This is a genomic window from Streptomyces sp. NPDC003635, assembly GCF_053587635.1.
Genome location: NZ_JBSFOK010000032.1, coordinates 1 through 16265, shown reverse-complemented (window position 1 = coordinate 16265; position 16265 = coordinate 1). Strand labels below are relative to the sequence as shown.

The 16265-nt window shown below is 67.1% G+C and carries 23 protein-coding genes; 11 read left to right on the top strand and 12 right to left on the bottom strand.

What is annotated here, in order from left to right; genetic code table 11:
- Positions 1 to 5 precede the first annotated feature (5 nt).
- From ACWDRW_RS26580 to ACWDRW_RS26570, 3 genes are all read left to right on the top strand, one after another.
- Positions 6 to 461: an NUDIX hydrolase gene (locus ACWDRW_RS26580; protein ID WP_451726569.1), complete on the top strand. Its 456-nt coding sequence runs from the start codon at positions 6 to 8 to the stop codon at positions 459 to 461.
- Entirely contained in the window at positions 458 to 760 is a 303-nt protein-coding gene (locus ACWDRW_RS26575; RefSeq protein ID WP_451726568.1) for a hypothetical protein, read from the top strand. The genes ACWDRW_RS26580 and ACWDRW_RS26575 overlap by 4 nt, the downstream gene beginning before the upstream one ends.
- Positions 761 to 1539: 779 nt before the next feature.
- A complete protein-coding gene (locus tag ACWDRW_RS26570; RefSeq protein ID WP_451726567.1) occupies positions 1540 to 2223 on the top strand; it encodes a hypothetical protein in 684 nt (227 codons plus the stop codon).
- Positions 2224 to 2494: 271 nt separating this feature from the next.
- Here ACWDRW_RS26570 and ACWDRW_RS26565 read toward each other — a convergent pair whose 3' ends face one another.
- Positions 2495 to 3775: a DNA sulfur modification protein DndB gene (locus ACWDRW_RS26565; protein ID WP_451726566.1), complete on the bottom strand. Its 1281-nt coding sequence runs from the start codon at positions 3773 to 3775 to the stop codon at positions 2495 to 2497.
- A gap of 307 nt (positions 3776 to 4082) precedes the next feature.
- On the opposite strand from ACWDRW_RS26565, the gene ACWDRW_RS26560 reads away from it, so the two are divergent.
- From ACWDRW_RS26560 to ACWDRW_RS26550, 3 genes are all read left to right on the top strand, one after another.
- Complete coding sequence (locus tag ACWDRW_RS26560; RefSeq protein WP_451726565.1) at positions 4083 to 4373, top strand: Imm32 family immunity protein; 291 nt, start codon at positions 4083 to 4085, stop codon at positions 4371 to 4373.
- Positions 4374 to 4653: 280 nt separating this feature from the next.
- Positions 4654 to 4971: a winged helix-turn-helix domain-containing protein gene (locus ACWDRW_RS26555; protein WP_451726564.1), complete on the top strand. Its 318-nt coding sequence runs from the start codon at positions 4654 to 4656 to the stop codon at positions 4969 to 4971.
- Between the two features lie 266 nt (positions 4972 to 5237).
- Entirely contained in the window at positions 5238 to 5711 is a 474-nt protein-coding gene (locus tag ACWDRW_RS26550) for a Pycsar system effector family protein (protein WP_451726563.1), read from the top strand.
- A 375-nt stretch (positions 5712 to 6086) separates the two neighbouring features.
- Here ACWDRW_RS26550 and ACWDRW_RS26545 read toward each other — a convergent pair whose 3' ends face one another.
- From ACWDRW_RS26545 to ACWDRW_RS26530, 4 genes are all read right to left on the bottom strand, one after another.
- Positions 6087 to 6389 (bottom strand): hypothetical protein, encoded by a 303-nt coding sequence (locus ACWDRW_RS26545; RefSeq protein WP_451726562.1) that lies wholly within the window; start codon positions 6387 to 6389, stop codon positions 6087 to 6089.
- Positions 6386 to 7117 carry a GntR family transcriptional regulator gene (locus ACWDRW_RS26540; RefSeq protein WP_451726694.1) on the bottom strand — a complete coding sequence of 244 codons (732 nt, stop codon included), beginning with the start codon at positions 7115 to 7117 and terminating at the stop codon, positions 6386 to 6388. Before ACWDRW_RS26540 ends, ACWDRW_RS26545 begins: the two co-directional genes overlap by 4 nt.
- Before the next feature lie 8 nt (positions 7118 to 7125).
- Complete coding sequence (locus tag ACWDRW_RS26535) at positions 7126 to 7371, bottom strand: hypothetical protein (protein WP_451726692.1); 246 nt, start codon at positions 7369 to 7371, stop codon at positions 7126 to 7128.
- Between the two features lie 516 nt (positions 7372 to 7887).
- Complete coding sequence (locus tag ACWDRW_RS26530; RefSeq protein ID WP_451726561.1) at positions 7888 to 8166, bottom strand: hypothetical protein; 279 nt, start codon at positions 8164 to 8166, stop codon at positions 7888 to 7890.
- 78 nt (positions 8167 to 8244) lie between these two features.
- Here ACWDRW_RS26530 and ACWDRW_RS26525 point away from each other — a divergent pair, with 78 nt between their 5' ends.
- From ACWDRW_RS26525 to ACWDRW_RS26515, 3 genes are all read left to right on the top strand, one after another.
- Positions 8245 to 9000, top strand: coding sequence for a GntR family transcriptional regulator (locus ACWDRW_RS26525; protein WP_451726560.1), 756 nt, complete (start codon positions 8245 to 8247; stop codon positions 8998 to 9000).
- Between the two features lie 50 nt (positions 9001 to 9050).
- A complete protein-coding gene (locus ACWDRW_RS26520) occupies positions 9051 to 9248 on the top strand; it encodes a hypothetical protein (RefSeq protein ID WP_451726559.1) in 198 nt (65 codons plus the stop codon).
- 344 nt (positions 9249 to 9592) lie between these two features.
- Positions 9593 to 10042: a hypothetical protein gene (locus ACWDRW_RS26515; RefSeq protein ID WP_451726558.1), complete on the top strand. Its 450-nt coding sequence runs from the start codon at positions 9593 to 9595 to the stop codon at positions 10040 to 10042.
- 58 nt (positions 10043 to 10100) lie between these two features.
- Here ACWDRW_RS26515 and ACWDRW_RS26510 read toward each other — a convergent pair whose 3' ends face one another.
- Positions 10101 to 10532 (bottom strand): DUF6416 domain-containing protein, encoded by a 432-nt coding sequence (locus ACWDRW_RS26510; RefSeq protein ID WP_451726557.1) that lies wholly within the window; start codon positions 10530 to 10532, stop codon positions 10101 to 10103.
- A 254-nt stretch (positions 10533 to 10786) separates the two neighbouring features.
- Here ACWDRW_RS26510 and ACWDRW_RS26505 point away from each other — a divergent pair, with 254 nt between their 5' ends.
- The gene (locus tag ACWDRW_RS26505) at positions 10787 to 11746 is read left to right on the top strand and encodes a D-2-hydroxyacid dehydrogenase family protein (protein WP_451726556.1); all 960 of its coding nucleotides are present in this window, start codon (positions 10787 to 10789) and stop codon (positions 11744 to 11746) included.
- 130 nt (positions 11747 to 11876) lie between these two features.
- Positions 11877 to 12191, top strand: coding sequence for a chaplin (locus ACWDRW_RS26500; RefSeq protein WP_451726555.1), 315 nt, complete (start codon positions 11877 to 11879; stop codon positions 12189 to 12191).
- Positions 12192 to 12316: 125 nt separating this feature from the next.
- On the opposite strand, the gene ACWDRW_RS26495 is transcribed toward ACWDRW_RS26500, so the two are convergent.
- The 6 genes from ACWDRW_RS26495 to ACWDRW_RS26470 form a co-directional block, all read right to left on the bottom strand.
- Positions 12317 to 13183 carry a tyrosinase family protein gene (locus ACWDRW_RS26495; protein ID WP_451726554.1) on the bottom strand — a complete coding sequence of 289 codons (867 nt, stop codon included), beginning with the start codon at positions 13181 to 13183 and terminating at the stop codon, positions 12317 to 12319.
- Complete coding sequence (locus ACWDRW_RS26490; protein WP_451726553.1) at positions 13167 to 13655, bottom strand: tyrosinase cofactor; 489 nt, start codon at positions 13653 to 13655, stop codon at positions 13167 to 13169. The genes ACWDRW_RS26495 and ACWDRW_RS26490 overlap by 17 nt, the downstream gene beginning before the upstream one ends.
- Positions 13656 to 13857: 202 nt before the next feature.
- Positions 13858 to 14370, bottom strand: coding sequence for a hypothetical protein (locus ACWDRW_RS26485; RefSeq protein ID WP_451726552.1), 513 nt, complete (start codon positions 14368 to 14370; stop codon positions 13858 to 13860).
- 109 nt (positions 14371 to 14479) lie between these two features.
- Positions 14480 to 15085: a vitamin K epoxide reductase family protein gene (locus ACWDRW_RS26480; RefSeq protein WP_451726551.1), complete on the bottom strand. Its 606-nt coding sequence runs from the start codon at positions 15083 to 15085 to the stop codon at positions 14480 to 14482.
- Positions 15085 to 15582, bottom strand: coding sequence for a DUF5949 family protein (locus ACWDRW_RS26475; RefSeq protein ID WP_451726550.1), 498 nt, complete (start codon positions 15580 to 15582; stop codon positions 15085 to 15087). The genes ACWDRW_RS26480 and ACWDRW_RS26475 overlap by 1 nt, the downstream gene beginning before the upstream one ends.
- Before the next feature lie 178 nt (positions 15583 to 15760).
- The gene (locus tag ACWDRW_RS26470; RefSeq protein ID WP_451726549.1) at positions 15761 to 16051 is read right to left on the bottom strand and encodes a hypothetical protein; all 291 of its coding nucleotides are present in this window, start codon (positions 16049 to 16051) and stop codon (positions 15761 to 15763) included.
- Positions 16052 to 16265: the final 214 nt, after the last annotated feature.

Sequence of the window (16265 nt, the reverse complement as noted above, 5' to 3'; positions counted from 1 at the left end):
TCTACATGAGTCAACCACAGGAAGCGGCAGCGCCTCCCCTGCACTCCGTGTCCGTAGCCGGAGTAGTGGTGCGCGAGGACGGCCGCCTCCTGGCTATCCGCCGAGCCGACAACGGCAACTGGGAGCTCCCGGGCGGAATCCTCGAACTCGACGAGACTCCGGAGGCCGGCGTCACCCGCGAGGTCCTGGAGGAGACGGGCATCCACGTCGAGGTGGACACACTCACCGGCGTCTACAAGAACATGACCCGCGGAATTATCGCCCTGGTCTTCCGCTGCAAGCCATCCGGCGGCACCGAGCGCACCTCTACGGAGTCCACGGCAGTCTCATGGCTCACGCCGGACGAGGTGAGCAACCGCATGTCCGAGGCATTCGCAGTGAGGCTCTTGGACGCGCTGGACGGCAACGGCCCCCACGTCCGCAATCACGACGGACAACGCCTTCTCGACGAGAACGCGTGAAGTCCACGCTGCCCGTGGAGAACGCAGGCAAGGCGGACATCTGCCTGTTCATCGAGCCGTACGGGGAAGACTTCTGGCTGAAGCCCGGGGACGCGTTCGAGGTCGTGCCACTGACCGACGCCAGCGTCCAGTTCTCGGTGGTCGTCACCAACCACGTGTTCACGGTCTGGCTCTACCAAGACGGCGACCCCTACAACGTGTTGCTCGACTACCAGGTGACAGGGGCGAACGGCGAGAAGCTCGCATGCGGCCACCAACGACCGGCTGAATCCGACGGCAGCGGGGTCTCGCAGTCCTGAGCCCACCAGGCAAGACCACATCACCCTGGCCCCAGCGGGATAAAACTTTCTCTACTTCATCAAGCCCCGGCTGCGCTCCGCTCCGCCGGGCGCGCTTCCCGGCTCCGCTCCGGGCGCCGCTCCTGCCTTCGGCCCGCTCCGCCCGCGCTGCGCCGACGCGCGCCCACATGTGGATAGGGCCGGAAGCCATGAGTCGATCACCGCATAGAACGGGGCGCGGTCAAAGACGATGCCTCCGGCGGGGGATCGGCCGGCACCGGGATGGAGGGGCGCCGTTGCCGACCGCGGGTCCGTAGGGGCGTGCGTGGGGTGCTCCCATCCCGACCACCGTCGACCCAGGCAGAGCCGAGCAGACGCGGCCCAGGGCGTCCAGGTCGTTCGTACAGCGGCGCGCTCCACCTGGACGCCCTGGACCACGCCCGCTCCACGGTGTGTGGGTCGACGGCGGACGGGATGGGAGCTGGGTTAGTGGTGGTAGCGGTAGGTGCAGAGGGCCGCAAGGCCTGGCGTTAATAGCAAAACGATCACCTGGCATGCGGGACCGTAAAAACGCGGACATCGCTTGGCGCCGCGTGCATAATCGATAGATGCGAACAATGTGGGCACGGAAGCCGTGGGGAGCAAACAAGTGTCCGGGGGGCCCGGACGTGGTTACCCCAGAAAGGCATGCGAGTCGACTCAGTAATTGGCTCATGCGGACAGATGCAGGGGGCTCGGATGTCACCGCGGAAGAGCATTGGGGAAGCGCCGTCACATGGCTAACTCTGGCGTCTGGAGTCATGGATCTAAAGATCGATCTTACCGTCAACCAGCGCGCTAACTATATGTGCTCAGCGGCCTGGCCCTATGAAGATGCCCAGAACGCTACTGCATCGAAAGTGCACCTTAAATTGACGCGCCTTCTCTACGCTTACTGCGCGGTCGAGAGCATGACGCGCGCAATGGATCCCGCGTATGGCGATGATGGCAAGCTCGTCAAGCATGCCAAGCCAATAGTGAGCAGGTACACCAGCGCTGTACCGCCTCACTTCCTCTGCATCGTGGACCATCTCTATGATCACTGCCGCAATGACCCACGGCTAAATCGACATAAGCGGCTGGAGGAGAGCTTTCAAATATCCAAAGGGAAAATCTCGTTGCCGCTTCAAGTCGGGGCGCAGCTTCGCCATTTATTGGCCCACGGAATTTTTCATCTACCGCCGCCAGATGCGGACAGTAAAGGATGGAAGGTTGGCGGGGCGAACATGACATGCATCGCCCAAAAGGGCACCGCTTCCTTGCTCATGGCTGCTCAAACGATTCTGCACGTCGCCTACAGCGAAGGCAACCTCGGGTATGACGAAGAAGAGATCGAACTTGACGACCCGGTTCCCACTTCGGGCGACGAAGAGAACTGGGTAACGTTTGTCACGCCTGCCGAGTATCTAGCCGCCTCGCACTTGCATCTTTACGGAGAGCTATAGGGTGTGAAGTCAGTGACACCTGTACAAGATGTGTGGTGCCCGAACCTGAACGACGATTCAGACAGGATGGCGTGCTTCTTGCCGCGGTCGTACAGCAGCGGCGGGCATTCTTCGTCGAAAGCAGCTGTCGGGACGGCAGGCCCGCCGCGTCGTGTGGCGTGCCTGACGGGCACGCTACTGACGCGTCGGGCCTGCGATTGTCCAGGGCTGCCGTTGGGTGCCATCCGTCAGCCCTGGAGTGCTGTATCCGCTGGTGGGCTGAGAAGGCCAGTCAGTCGCCGAGCGGTTCCGGAAGCTGGAACGTCGCTTCGTCCTCGCCGCGTGCCTTCGCGACGCGTTCGGTCAGCTCCTTGATGTGGCTGGCGGGCATCTTGGCACCGACGACCAGGTAGGTGATCAAGTCGGCGGCGAGGTTGTAGTTCTCCTTTTTCGTCAGGATGTTGTGCGCCGAGTTGATCAGGACATCGCGCCACAGAGGGTCCGTGATCTTCCAGTCGAGCCGGTAGGTGCGCTCAACGGCTTCCTCCAAGAGCAGCTCGGGGTTGGCCTTGAGGATCTGGGACAGCGCTTGGAACAGCACGATGTGGGTGGCCGGCTTGAACAGCAATCCGTAGTCGGCCTCCTTGGCGCGCAGCTCGGGGAGGAGCTTGGTGTTGTCCCGGCCGTACTTCAGCTTCGGCATGCCGTCCAGGACGGTCGTCCACCAGCCCTCGACATGCTCGTAGCCCTGGTCGATGGTGTCCTCCGGGGGGCGGACGTGGGTCTTCTTTTCGTTCAGTTCGTCCGCCATGTCGTAGTGCTCGGCGATGATGCGGACGGTCTCGTAGATGGCGCTCAGGGTGGTGAGCTGGGTGCTGCGTTCGGCGATGGTGTTGTTCTTGTAGTTGACCAGCGACTCGCCCTTGTGGTTCTTGCCGGCCAGCGGGCCGTCGTCATCCGCCAGGCGCCGGGTGAGGATCGCGAACCCGTCGTCCTCGCTGGTGAGGATGTTGTCACCGCGGCTGGTGTTCTTGGCGTAGCGGTTGACCTTGTTGAAGATCTTCCTGGTGTGCTGCGTGCTGATGCGCGGGACGATGATGACGGTCACCTCGTCGTCCCCGACGTCCTTGGCGTACTCACCCTCGACGGTGCGCGTGAGGTGCACCTCACGCAGGGCGGCGAAACGGTGCTGGCCGTCGAGGATGATGCGCTCGCCGCTATCGATGGTCAGGAAGCCGAACGAGTCCTTGCCCATGGTGGACCGGTACGCCTTCGGCAGGCTCTTAGCCAGCTCACTGAACGGCTCGAACTCCGGCTCCTCATCGGAGTCCAGCAGCAGGATGAGGGCGCCGAAGAACCGGTCGGGAGAGTTAGCCAGGTACGGAGCAATCTCGGTGCGCACCCGATTCTCGTTGAGCTCGCGCTGCAAGCGTTCGGTCAGGCCCGTGGTGGCCCATTCCTCCTGCTCGCTCGCCGGCCGGGCGACCTGAACGAGATCGCTCACCTTCATGGTGGTCACGTAGTACGGGGTCGAGCCCATCTGGGCCCGGATGGCCGTGTGGAGAGTTGCCACGCTTACCTCCTGGGGTTGTTTGCGGCTCCACGGTACCTGTTTGCGTATACAGTTTGCCACTGATTCTGAAATGTTTGCAAAAACAGTCACCCGTGATCGCGTGGAGTCATGGTCGATCAACAGGGAGCTTGTTGTGATCGAAGGAGCGAAACCCGGTGGAGGGGGCAACCCGCGGGCAGGGTCCGGGTGCGGACTATCTGTGGACGGAGGTGCCCCTGAGAGCGCTCAGCAAGGCTCTGATTAGCGGAGACGCGTGACACACAAGGCCCCTCCGGAGCCGTGTGCGGCTGGCGTCATCATGGTCGGCATGGCCCCTGAATTCAGCAATGCCCCGATGGAGAGCACCCATGTCGCGGTTGTGGCGGACGGTGCCGGGCTGGTCTTCACATGGGACGCGGACGCGCGGATCCAGGTGCGGAACCTCGGGCGAGAGGTGGTCATCGAGGCGAACGCTGCGGGCCTCCGGACGCTGGCCGGGCACCTGCTGGTGCTGGCCGGTGATCGCGTCCCTGATGGGGCTCACCTCCACCTAGAAGACAGCAACGGGCTGGATGACGGATCCGTCGGCTTGGTGCTGGAGCGCAGCGACGAGGAGTAGTACCGCCAGCGCGCGGCTCGCGAACGGCGCTGGCTGGGCCGTGCGAGGGGGCTCAGGCGTGCCCGATGGCGACCAATGGTGACAGGTCGGCTTCAAGGTGACCCGGAAACGCACAGGTCAGCAGGCCCCCAACCTACTGATTCGCTCCCGGGGCTGACGGTCAGGCAGGATGGGGTGTTTCTTCCCAGCGGGCTTCGGCGTGCCAACTACCACTGAAACGGGTCAACTTCTTGGGTGGAGGGCGTAACACGATCCATTGCGGCAACCTACGATCGCCAGCATGCAGCTGACACCCCACGACGTCCTAGGCCGTTGGCTTCTCATAACGCTTGGCAAGATGGGCGGCGCAGGTTCCAAGCAAGCCGTGCTTTGGCAAATCCGGGAGCGATACGGTTCGCAGCTCACTGAAACCGACCACCTGCCGCAACCCTCTAACGGGGAAGTCAAGTGGGAGAACCGGACCGCCTGGCAGCGGAATCGGATGGTCAAGGCAGGACTCCTCAAACCGTACACAAGGCACGGTGATCCGTGGGCGCTCACCGAGGCAGGCTGGGCAGCTCACCGCGCTCTTGTGTCCGGTGAGCGAGGATCCGCTTGAAGTTGGGATACGCCGACTCCGGCGGACGGCCTCGTCAGTCAATCAGTGAGTGTGTAAGTGCGTGACAACGCCGACGTGCAACGGCGGACAAATACGAACGGCTGTTGACCGTCAGCTCAAGCGAGAGGCACACCAGCCCGCGGCAGCAACCCACCCAAGTTCTCTCGGGACAAAGAGGTTTGCGGGTATGGCGCGTCCACTATCTGCTTGACTCAGAAGAACCGGTAGCCGTCCGTCAACGTCTCCGTGTCAGGGACGGAGGCCTCATGGCGCAGGGATCGAACAGTGATACGGACCACTCGTCCGACAACTTGAATGACGCGCTCAGGACGCTGACCAGCGAACTTGCGCGGGCCGACGCCAAAGCAAGCATCGTGCTGGCGATGACGAGCGTAGGCCTTGGCTTCGTGGTGACACAGGGCTCTAAACACCAGGGGAGCACTGTGCTAGCTGTCGGCGCGGCTGGCGCGATGTGCCTCGTGATCGCCGTCGTAGTTCTACTGATCACGGTCCGACCAGTCCACATCGGCACTGTGACAGCCGAAGGCTGGTCTCGATGGGCGACTCTGGAACCCGAGTCGCTACGCGACCACATGCGCGCAGATCTCCGAGCTGAGCGAGTCGCTTTCCTCTCCCGATCAGTCGTGATCAAGTTCCGCCGACTCCGCCTCGGAATCAACCTCATCCTCGCTGGAGTCAGCCTGCTGTTTGCCGCAGCTATGCTGAGCCTGGTCCTGTAGAACGGCGAGAGCACAGCACCGCGCCGGATTCGTGCCCGGCACTGACCAGCGCATGTCGAAATCTCGGGCCAAGGTGAGTTCTCGGCCGGTGCATTGATCACCAGGGCCAAGGCCACGATCTCCGCCAAGGTTTCGGCTTGATCGCTTGGCAAATCGACACCCTTTGAATGGGAGTAAAACGGCCCCGCACCGCCGAGGAGCACTCAAGCCGTAGCGGGGCGCACTACAGCAGTAGCGCCCGGCACCTCATCGACGCCAAGTGGCCTGACCTGGGAGCTACATGCCCAAGGGGGAGGCGAGCCGCAGCGAGTACCCGGCTCCCCTCCCCCTCGGAAGATTTGGCGTCAAAGGGGGTGCACTCTTCGAGTACGTCCCTCAGCGCTCTTGAAGCTCGTCCGCTGCCAGAGGATTGCCGCGACTGGCAACCACGCGGAGGACGTCTCGGAGAGCTCCGAGCAGTTCTCTCGCCAGCCGCTGCACTTCCGTCGGGTCAACGTCCCGGTCAGCAAGGGCGTCTGTCGCCTGCTCCAGCAGGTCGGTTGCAGTTCCGAGCTGGACCGCTTCGACGTTGTCCGCCAAGCGGGACATGTAGCCGTCCTGGTCGTCGGTGCTCAGGTAGCAGGGCTTGCCCTCAGGACCCGTCCATGGGAGTAGCCGCAGTCCATTCGGCGTTGTCATCCCTCAGTCTCCCTCTCGTGGGTCGCGTGGTGGGCTGTGAAGACGGCGTCGACGCGGTCTCCTGGGAAGGCCAGTAGTGCAGCCTCAACGACACGGCCCGCGGCATCGGTCGCGAGGCGGGTAATCGCTAGTACGGCTGTCATGGAGCCGATACGGAGAGCCGTTGCTTCCTCCGGTGTCGGAGGGCGAGCGCACACCGTCTCCCGAACGGCGGCCGGCGGCGGACCGAGAATGGCGAAGCGTGTAGCCGCCTCTCGGCGGTCGGAGTCGTCGTCCAGCACGCCGGCCGGGGCCAGGTCTCGCGGCATGTAGATGCGGGCCAGCCCGCGCGGTGACTCCCCTTCGAGGCCGAGGCAGGAGAACTCCGCCAAGGGACTCCCGGAGGGGACTCTCAGGAGCGCCGACAGGTCCGCAGCAGCTTGAACCGTGGCGCTGCGAACCGTGACACGCAAGGACGGCTCAGCGGCGGTCCAAGGGTCCAGGGTGCCCCAGCTGCCCACGTAGGTGATCCTCCGTGGTGGGCGGCGCACGAAGTTGCCCTTGCCGTGGATTTTCTCCAGGAGTCCCTCGCCTTGAAGCACCGCGAGAGCCTGTCGCAGGGTGACCGTGCTGACCGCGTGCCGCTCGGCCAAAACGGTTTCCGACGGCAGCCTTTCGCCCGGCTGAAGACGGCCGTTCGTAATCTGTTGCCGAAGGTCGTCGGCGATGTCGAGGTGACGTTGAGGCACGAGAACGCTCACCGCCTTCTCAGCGTCCGCACGGCGACGAGCCGGGTACGCGCGTGAATCGTCAGCAACTCACCCGAGTCGAAGATCAGTTGCTTCGCACCCCGGGAAAGCTGGAACAGGTCTCTCACCCGGCAAGCCCGACCGCCGACTTGGATGACGTCGCCGCGCTGCACAGTGGCCGCCGTGATCTCGACGTTGGCCACCAGGGCGCCGCTTGGAATCCGTGCGATCACGACGGTCCCGCCCACCCCCATGGGCGCGGACAGGCCGGCCGTCGAATGGCACGAGCAGTCGCACGCCTCATAGATCACCGGCACGTCGGTCGGTGCAGCCGCCGGATCGGACTCGGCGCAGGTGGGATGCGTACCGATCCGGCAGGCGGCCGAGCGGTAGGGGACGAGCGGCGAGTCTGTGGCGTTCGACTTTCGGCCGGGGGACATCAGCAGACCCCCATGAGGGCCTCAGGCCACGCGGGATTCGGCATGTGGGGCGCGACGATGACTGTGCGAGCCCGCGTGCTCTTCTCCCAGGCCAGCACGTACGGCCTGACGAGCGCGACTTCCTCACCCGGCAATAGCGAACCGCCAGCAGCCCGGAAGGAAGTCTGGCTCAAATTCAGATGCGAGAGGACAGAGAGCTCGGGGGAGGCAGCGCCAGGAGACACCGGACGCGGCGAAGTTAACGGGCGGCGGTGCCTGCCCCGGGAGGCGGTCCGCACCCTGGTGAGGGCGAGGGCGCGGCGGATACGGTTGAGCACGCTGAATCAGCTCCTATCGCTGATGGCCCGGTCCCCCGACATCGCCCGTCGCGGGGACCGTTCTGCGTACGACCGCCCAAAGGGTGCGGTCGTTCAAGCTGGTGGCGAGCAGTCCGAACCGATCGGCCTCAGCCACCACGTCCAGGACCGCCCGCCATAACTCGGCGGAGAGCTCGTCCGGCACCTCCGCTTCGACCGACGTGTGACGGTCCTGTTCCTCCACTCGCGTGGGAAGCCCGAGGGCGGACAGCCGGGCGGCGATGGCCGCCGCGCTAACTCCCGAAGCGGGCACAGGACAGCCTCCGTCACCAGCGATCACTTTGAGTGAAGCTAGTTAACTAGATTAGAGCTAGTGGACTAGATTTTCCATATGCCTGAGCAGCCGCCCTATCTCCGCATCGCCGACGAACTCCGGCGCCGGATCGCGGAGCACGTCTGGGAGCCGGGCGACCGCCTGCCCTCCCGTGCTCAGATCGGCCAGGAGTGCGGAGTGGGCGAGAACGTGGTCCGCCGGGCGCAGGAGTTGCTGATCTCCCACGGAGTGCTGGAGGGCCGTGCCGGATCGGGGACTTACGTTGCCGAGCCCCGTCAGCGGGTGCGGGTCGTACGGTCGTCGGCACGGGAGCACCCCGACGAGTCGCCCTTCCGGACGGACATGAGGGCCGTGGGCAAGCAAGGCGATTGGGAGAGCCGTACGGACGCCAAGGTGCCGGCGCCTGCCGACATCGCCGCTCGGCTGGGGATGGAAGAGGGCGAACTGTGCGTCAGGACGACGTACGAGTTCCTGGCAGACGGCAAGCCGGTTCAGCTCTCGACAAGTTGGGAGCCGTACGACCTCACCGCGGGTTCACTCGTCGTCCTCCCCGAAGGAGGCCCTCACGCCGGTGTCGGCGTTGTGAACCGTATGGCCGCCATCGGCGTCACCGTCAGCCATGCCGTCGAGCAGCCTGAGCCGCGGACAGCGACCGCCGAGGAAGCGTCCCTGCTCGGCATCCAGAAGGCCGCACTCGTGACGCACATCCGGCGGACCTACTACAGCGACCAGGGACGCCCCGTCGAGACAGCGGACATCGTCGTGCCCGTCGCTCACTGCGAAATCGTCTACGAAATCCCGATCAACCGTTAGCCGATCGCCCTCACGGCAAGACTCGCGACCCTCGCACGTATCGTGCACGCATGCGCAACGAGCGACACGACGAACGGCTGTCGGACGACGAGTTGGAGCTGTTCCTTCAGTACCTCCACCGGTTCGCGAACCATGACCTTGATCTCTTCGCCCTCATGCAGGTGGGTGATCCAGAGCATCCCGCCTATGTGAGCATCAGCAGGGACCCTCAGGACGGTGTCGATCCGTCGGCCTACCGACGCCCGTAGCGAGCTTCAGCGAGGCCGTGTCGCATGTGTGTCGAAGAGCGTCCGCCAAGCCAGCCCGACCCAGGGAACGGGCAGGTCAGAGTGGGTGCCCATCGCGTAGCACCCAGCGCCTTCTAAGCGCTTGGCCGCAGGTTCGAGTCCTGCCGGGGGCGCCATTTCACAGCTCTCCTCCGGGAGGGCTTTTTTGCTGGTCAGGGCCTGTTTCACCCGGCGCGAGGAAGCCCGGGCACTCCTCCGCCGATCATGGGAGACGCGTGAGATCAGCCGGAACACGTACGGCCGTACTGGGAAGCCCCGTCATGATCCGTTCACGCCCGAGACGGTCCGGGCTCGCCGGATGCGCTGTGGTGCTGTCGACGTTGCTGCTCACGTCGTGCACGTCAGCCGACGACGGTGACGACACCTCGGCCTCCCGGCCGACGCCGCCCGCGTCGAGCCCGTCCCGCACAGCGGCCGAGCCGTCGGAGAGGGATCTCACCGGTCGGGCCCAAGCGGCCATCGCCTCAGTCCACAGCGGAACCCTCGTCGAATCCGGGGTCGAGCGTGTGACCGATGGCGTCCACACCGAGCCCGGGTTGAGCAAGGGCCGGACCTACCGGCTCAACCTGGTCTGCGTGGGCAGTGGCAGTGCGCACCTGGAGTTCGTGCCCTCGAAGGCCGGCACGGAGACCTCCGTGCCTTGCGATGAGGCAGTGGTGCAGCAACGAATCAGTGGGGACAAGCCCGTTCGGATCCACGTGGACGGCGCCGAGGGATCAACCGGTGTGATCGCTTGGCGGATCGACGCCCTCTGAACGGGAGCGAGACCGCCCCGCGCCGCGGAGGAGTGCTCAAGCCGTAGCGGGGCGCGCGCTACGGCAACTGGTAGTGCGCTGCCTGCCCGTGGCCGAGACGGGCCGCCAGGAACACCGCTGCCATCGAGGGGCGCACAGCGTACGTCGCGCCCGCACTCCCCTCGGGCGCCTCCCACCAGTAGAACGGATAGCGCCGCCCACTGTTGTGGTGCGCCTTGGTCATCCCAGACAGCACACCTGCCACGCGCCGCGCCGGATCACCCTCATTCGGTCCGCCCAGGACTTTGTCCACCAACTCGGTGCAGTGGATCGTCCGGCCGGGATTGCGCAGCAAGTACTCCAACACTCGTCCCGCCTGGGAGGGGAGTTCGGCCAGGAAGGCCGCCGCGCGCTCAAGATCCGCGGGTCCCCACTCCGGAGCGTCGTGGTGGCCCGCTTCACCGGAATGCGCAGACCATCTCGGATCGGCTTCGGTCAGATACACCGTCACGTCCGCCCCACATCCCGCGTCTGTCGAGTACGTGTCGATGTTCTACCGGCCCAGAGCTCCATCAGGGAAGGGCTCCAGGTCAGGCGAGGGTGGTATCCGCAAGGCGACGTCTACGCCCTTGGCCGCGCGTTCGAGTCCTGCCGGACGCGCCCCGTCTCCGCTCTCCCTCGGGAGGGCGTTTGCGCTGTTCAGGGGGCTGGGCGGTCGGGTTCGGCGTAGAGTCGGGGATCCCGCCCCGCCGAAAGGACCTCGCTGTGCCGCTGCGCTGTGCCGTGCTCGATGACTTTCAGCAGGTCGCCACCGGGCTCGTGGGCTGGGCGCCGATCGCCGAGGACGTCGAAGTGGTCTCCTTCGGCTTCCACTTCGCCGACGAGGACGCCCTGGCCGCCGCGCTCGCCGAGTTCGACATCGTGGTCACCCTGCGCGAGCGCGTCCCCTTCCCGGCCTCCCTGTTCGCCCGGCTGCCCCGGCTGCGGCTGCTGGTCGCCTCCGGCATGCGCAACAGCGTCATCGACTACGCCGCCGCCGAGGCTCACGGCGTCACCGTCTGCGGTACGGCCAGTTCCTCGACCCCGCCCGTGGAGCTGACCTGGGCACTGCTGCTGGGCCTGGCCCGGGGTGTCGTGACCGAGAGCAACTCCCTGCGTGCGAACGGGCCCTGGCAGTCCACCGTGGGCGCCGATCTGCACGGCCGCCGGCTCGGTCTGCTCGGGCTCGGCAAGATCGGCGGCCGGGTCGCGCAGGTCGGCCTCGCCTTCGGCATGCGCGTCAGCGCCTGGAGCCAGAACCTCACCAAGGAGCGCACGGACGAAGTCGGGGTCGAACTCGCCGGCAGCAAGGAGGACCTCCTCGCCGACAGCGACTTCGTCTCCGTCCACCTCGCCCTCGGCGACCGCACCCGCGGCCTGCTCGGAGCCCCCGAACTCGCCCTCCTCAAGCCGACGGCGTATCTGGTCAACACCTCCCGCGCGGCCATCGTCGACCAGGACGCCCTGCTCGCCGCCCTGCACGCGGGCCGGATCGCGGGCGCCGCCGTGGACGTCTTCGACACCGAGCCGCTCCCCGCCGACCACCCGATGCGCACGGCCCCACGCCTGCTGGCCACCCCTCACCTCGGCTATGTCTCCGAGGCCAACTACCGCACGTACTACGGCCAGGCCGTGGAGAACATCAGGGCCTACCTCGCGGGCTCGCCCGTACGGCGGCTGCCCTGACACCGCCGCACGGGTTACGCCGGGGGTGATCCCGGCACGATCGGCGTGACCACCCGCGATCACCGGCGTTGAACGGGGAGTGCGGCGGCGCACCCTGCCGCCGAGCTCACCGATTCAGAAGGAGAACGTGATGTCGCGCATCGCGAAGACAGCCGCTGTCGCCGTCGGCACCGGTGCCATGGTGATCGGCGGGGCCGGAATGGCCCTGGCGGACGCGGGCGCCCACGGCAAGGCCGAGCACTCGCCCGGCGTCGCGTCGGGCAATGTCATCCAGGTTCCCGTCAACATCCCGATCAACCTGTGCGGGAACACCGTCGACGTGATCGGTCTGCTGAACCCCGCCTTCGGCAACACCTGCGTCAACAACGGTGACGACAAGGACAAGCACGGCGGCTACGGCCACGGACACGGCAAGGGCCACGGCAACAGCGGCTACGGCGACTGAAGCCCCGCCCGTACCTCCCCGTACGGAAGAGAGCCCCGGCACCTCGAGCGCCGGGGCTCTCCCCTTGCCGGCTCACCTCACACCCGGCTCACCCAACACCTGGCTCACCTCACACCCGCCGCACCTCACGCGTACCGGTAGATCCGGCTCACGTCCTCCAACTGGTCCGGCGTCACATTCCACGGCGGCAGCTTCTCGTGCCGCGCGACGACCCGCCCCCGCTGCTCGTCCCCGATCGCCGGGGGCGTGGCCGGCAGATAACGGTGCGTGCGGTGCCGCCGCTGCCAGCGCGTCCAGCACAGGTCGATGAAGGCGTGGTGCATCCAGAACACCGGGTCGTTGACCGAGGCACCGCCGACCATGTCACCGCCCACCCAGCGGTGCACCCGGTTGTGGTTGCGCCAGGCCACCGGGCCGCGCCCCTCGCCCCACCCCTCCAGCTTGTTGCGGAAGCCCTTGCGGACGGTCGAGTTCCACGGCCGCGCGTCATAGACGGGATCCGCCATCGCCCACTCCAGGTCGCGCTTCGTCGGCAGCGCGATCGGATCACGGGCCCGGCCGAGGTCCCGGGTGAGGAACCGGCCGTCCGTCACGCTTTCCCTGATCGTCCAGTTGCCCTGGGCGTAGGCGAAGGGGCCGGTCATCACCTGCCGGTCCGTGCGCCGCCCGTTGCCCCCGAGCAGGTCGGAGGTCCAGGGCGCGGCCCCGGCCGTACGGTCCTTCGTCCAGTCCCAGTACGGCAGGGTCACCGAGGAGTCCACCCGGCGCAGCGCCCGCTCCAGCTCCAGCAGGAACTGCCGGTGCCAGGGCAGGAAGGAGGGCGCCATGTGGGCCGTACGCAGTCCGTCCTCGCCGTCGGAGACGTAGTAGTCGATGTGCGTGCGCACGAACTCGTCGTACTCGCCCCGCCGTTTGAGCTCCAGCAGCGCGTTCACCAGTCGCCGCCGCTCGGCACGGGTGAGCGTGCTGACGTCCTTACGCGTGTACGCCATGATGTTCCCCGGTCCTCTTCTTCCAGTCGCGCAGCCGCTCCCCCGGCCCGAGTTCGTCGACGGCCGCCCGGGCCGCCTCCAGCGGTGTGTCGTATGAGCGGTAGTGGTCGACCATGCTCAGCCAGGTGCCGTCGGCCCGCCGCATCAGGTGCAGCCGTACGCCGTCGACGGTGACGTGCCACTCGTCGGCGCCGAAGGTGCCACCGGCCGAGGTGTAGATGCCGCGGATCTGGCGGCCGCGGTAGGTCTCGTCGAAGGCGATCTCGCCGGGGTTGTCCCGGCCCGACGCCCGGTCCGCGCCCCGGTCCTGGGCCGCCGGCCGGGAGGCGGCGACGACCGGCGCCAGGGCCAGCGCGCCGGCCGCGGCGAACAAGCCGCGCAGCACGTCCCGTCTGCCGCCCCGCACGGGTCTCGCCTTGCCCTGCGCTACGGGTTCCGCCCCCACGGCCACTCCACCGACGCCGACCACCATCGTGTGCTCCTCATCCGGTTGGTTTGTCGTAGCGGTAACCCCCCGAGGGGCGCCCCGGTCACCGTCCGTGCCCCGGACAGCCGAAGGGCCCGGCCGACGCGACACGCGCCCCGGGCCCTGACGAAGGCTCGGCGACAACCGAGGGCTGCGACCCCGGAGCCACGAACCAGGAGCCGCGGCCGGCAGGACCTGCCGACTGGACCTACAGGCCCGGTCCCATCGCCAGGTCCGCCGCCGACGCGGTCTGCAGCACCGGCGCGAGCAGCCCCGCCTGCGGCAGCTTGAGCTCCGGCAGGCCGAAGTTGTCCGGGTTCGGCGGGGTGAGCGGGGCGTCCACGGTGAGGCCCGGCGCCAGGGTGCGCAGGTCGGAGGCCGGGGCGTGGACACCGACGTGGTCGAAGTCGTCGCCGAGGAGGTGCGGCAGCGGGGCGCGCAGGCCGACGCCGGGGAGCCCGCCGGTGACCGGCAGTTGCGGGACGACGCGCTCGGGGATGAGCCGCCCCTCGACGTACCGGGGGCCGTCGGGGGCACCCGGCATCGGCACCGGCACCTCGCCGCCGATCTTCGGCAGCTCGATGTTGAGGGACTTCTCGACGCCGTCCAGCGGCACCGGGACCGGGACCGTGCCGACCGCGGCGGCGGGGGCGGCGGCTGCCACCGCGGCCGCGACGCCCGTGACGACGGCGGCAAGGGTTCCTCGGGTGGTCGACTTCATCTCAGCTACGGTCCCTTCCAGGGTTCGGTGGTTCGACGTCCGTACCGCACAACGACTCCGCACTCACGACCAGCGCAAGATTCCCCCGACTGCCGCAGTAGTACGTCGATCAGCTCGTCCAGAAGTCCCACCAGCGGGTCAGGATCAGCATCCCGACGATGCCGAGGTGCAGCACCGCGAGCACCCAGGTGAACTCGCCGAAGAACGAGACCAACCAGCCGGGGGCGGGCAGGAGTTCGCGGCGCACGACGAGCGAAGTGACGTACCAGAAGAGGATGATCGTGGCGATCCACGCCAGACAGCACCACAGGCACAGGGCGTTGATCCGGTACAGCGACTCGAACTGCAGCCACGACACGAACCCGACGCCGAACAGACAACCCGCCTCGAAGGTGAGCCAGTACCAGCGCGGGAAGGCGGCACCGGCCCAGAGGCTGACACCGACACAGATGACGATGCCGTAGGCGACCAGGCCCAGCATCGGGTTGGGGAAGCCGAAGGCCTCGGCCTGGTCGCTCTCCATCACACTGCCGCAGGACACCACCGGGTTCAGACTGCAGCCCGGGGTGAAGTCCGGGTCCTCCAGCAGCTTGAACTTGTCGAGGGTGATGACCCAGGAGGCCAGCAGTCCGGCGGCGCCGGTGAGCACCAGCAACAGGGCGAACCCCCGCCCCGCGCCCACGGTCCGCGCGGACCGTCCCGCGGTGGTGGCCATCAGCCGCGCAGGCTCCGGGCCGGCAGCACGACGTGCGCGGCGGCGTTCAGGGTCTCGTCGGCGCCGGCGAACTCGGCCAGGGCCTCCGGCTGGATCGGCTTGCCGGGCTCGGCCTCGGGCCAGGGGCGGGAGGTGAACACGAAGTAGGCGAAGCCGCGTTCGGCCACCGCCTCCAGCCACTCCGGCGGCGGGGTGCAGGTGGCGTTGAAGCCGGTCATGCTGACGACGGCCCGCCCGGACTCGACGAGCAGGCTGACCGGGATGGTGGGGCGGGCGTTGCCGTCGACGAGGTCACCGCCGACCGGCAGTCCGTTGTTCTCCAGCAGCGCTTCCACGGCGTTGGTCGAGCCCTCCGGCCCCGCGGCGCCGTCACCGAGGGTGTAGGCGAGCAGATAGGGCATGTCGCCGCCGGGGGCCTCGCCGCTCCAGGCCATCACGACGAGCGTGCCGAGGTCGGCGGCGCTGAAGGCGCGGTTTTCGCTTGAGGTTGAGGTCACCGCGCGACCTTATCGACGCCCCGGAAGGGCGCCGGGGCCCTTCTCACCCGACCGGGCGACGACCAACGGCCGGTCCACACGAACGAGTTACGCACACCTCGAACAGCGACGGCGGAAAGGCCGAGGGCCGATTCCGCACGGAAACGGAATCGGCCCGCACGGCGCGGAAATGGAGAATTCAGTGCTGAAGTGGAAGTCCGCCGAGCAGTCCGCCGCCCTGGTTCAGCGCGGTGGTGGCGCCCTTCACGGTGTGGAGCACGGAGTCCCTGTTCTCGGTGTCGAGGGCTTCCGACTGGTGCTGCAGCGGCATCGCGTCGGCGGCCGTCAGACGGCCGCTGGTGAGGGTGTTCACCGCGCCGTTGAGGCTGGTCGGCGTGAGGTCGGCGGGGCTGTGGGCGAACGCGGGCGCGGCGGCCCCGGCGACGACCAGGGAACCGGCAACGACAGCGGCGGCCTTCAGGGACTTCATCGTGTTCCTCTCTTCGGCAACTCACAGTCACCACAGGAAATTCTGCCGCCGTGCCTAACGACCTGGTACCGGAGCGGAAACCCCGGGCGCTCATCCTCATATGAGATCCGGGGAGCGCGCGGCAGGAGTTTCGGGGACGTCGAGGGAATCCCGGTGAACATCGAGAAAGCCGTGGTGCCGGGGAGCCGTGTCCGGGCCCCCCCGGACGGGACTT

Excerpts from the sequence above, each read along its gene's own strand:
- ACWDRW_RS26570 (WP_451726567.1), top strand. The coding sequence starts at position 1,540 with ATGGATCTAAAGATCGATCTTACCGTCAACCAGCGCGCTAACTATATG.
- ACWDRW_RS26545 (WP_451726562.1), bottom strand. The coding sequence starts at position 6,389 with ATGACAACGCCGAATGGACTGCGGCTACTCCCATGGACGGGTCCTGAG.
- ACWDRW_RS26485 (WP_451726552.1), bottom strand. The coding sequence starts at position 14,370 with ATGAAGTCGACCACCCGAGGAACCCTTGCCGCCGTCGTCACGGGCGTC.
- ACWDRW_RS26550 (WP_451726563.1), top strand. The coding sequence starts at position 5,238 with ATGGCGCAGGGATCGAACAGTGATACGGACCACTCGTCCGACAACTTG.
- ACWDRW_RS26525 (WP_451726560.1), top strand. The coding sequence starts at position 8,245 with ATGCCTGAGCAGCCGCCCTATCTCCGCATCGCCGACGAACTCCGGCGC.
- ACWDRW_RS26560 (WP_451726565.1), top strand. The coding sequence starts at position 4,083 with ATGGCCCCTGAATTCAGCAATGCCCCGATGGAGAGCACCCATGTCGCG.
- ACWDRW_RS26580 (WP_451726569.1), top strand. The coding sequence starts at position 6 with ATGAGTCAACCACAGGAAGCGGCAGCGCCTCCCCTGCACTCCGTGTCC.
- ACWDRW_RS26490 (WP_451726553.1), bottom strand. The coding sequence starts at position 13,655 with ATGGTGGTCGGCGTCGGTGGAGTGGCCGTGGGGGCGGAACCCGTAGCG.
- ACWDRW_RS26520 (WP_451726559.1), top strand. The coding sequence starts at position 9,051 with ATGCGCAACGAGCGACACGACGAACGGCTGTCGGACGACGAGTTGGAG.
- ACWDRW_RS26500 (WP_451726555.1), top strand. The coding sequence starts at position 11,877 with ATGTCGCGCATCGCGAAGACAGCCGCTGTCGCCGTCGGCACCGGTGCC.
- ACWDRW_RS26535 (WP_451726692.1), bottom strand. The coding sequence starts at position 7,371 with ATGGGGGTGGGCGGGACCGTCGTGATCGCACGGATTCCAAGCGGCGCC.
- ACWDRW_RS26480 (WP_451726551.1), bottom strand. The coding sequence starts at position 15,085 with ATGGCCACCACCGCGGGACGGTCCGCGCGGACCGTGGGCGCGGGGCGG.
- ACWDRW_RS26555 (WP_451726564.1), top strand. The coding sequence starts at position 4,654 with ATGCAGCTGACACCCCACGACGTCCTAGGCCGTTGGCTTCTCATAACG.
- ACWDRW_RS26495 (WP_451726554.1), bottom strand. The coding sequence starts at position 13,183 with ATGGCGTACACGCGTAAGGACGTCAGCACGCTCACCCGTGCCGAGCGG.
- ACWDRW_RS26470 (WP_451726549.1), bottom strand. The coding sequence starts at position 16,051 with ATGAAGTCCCTGAAGGCCGCCGCTGTCGTTGCCGGTTCCCTGGTCGTC.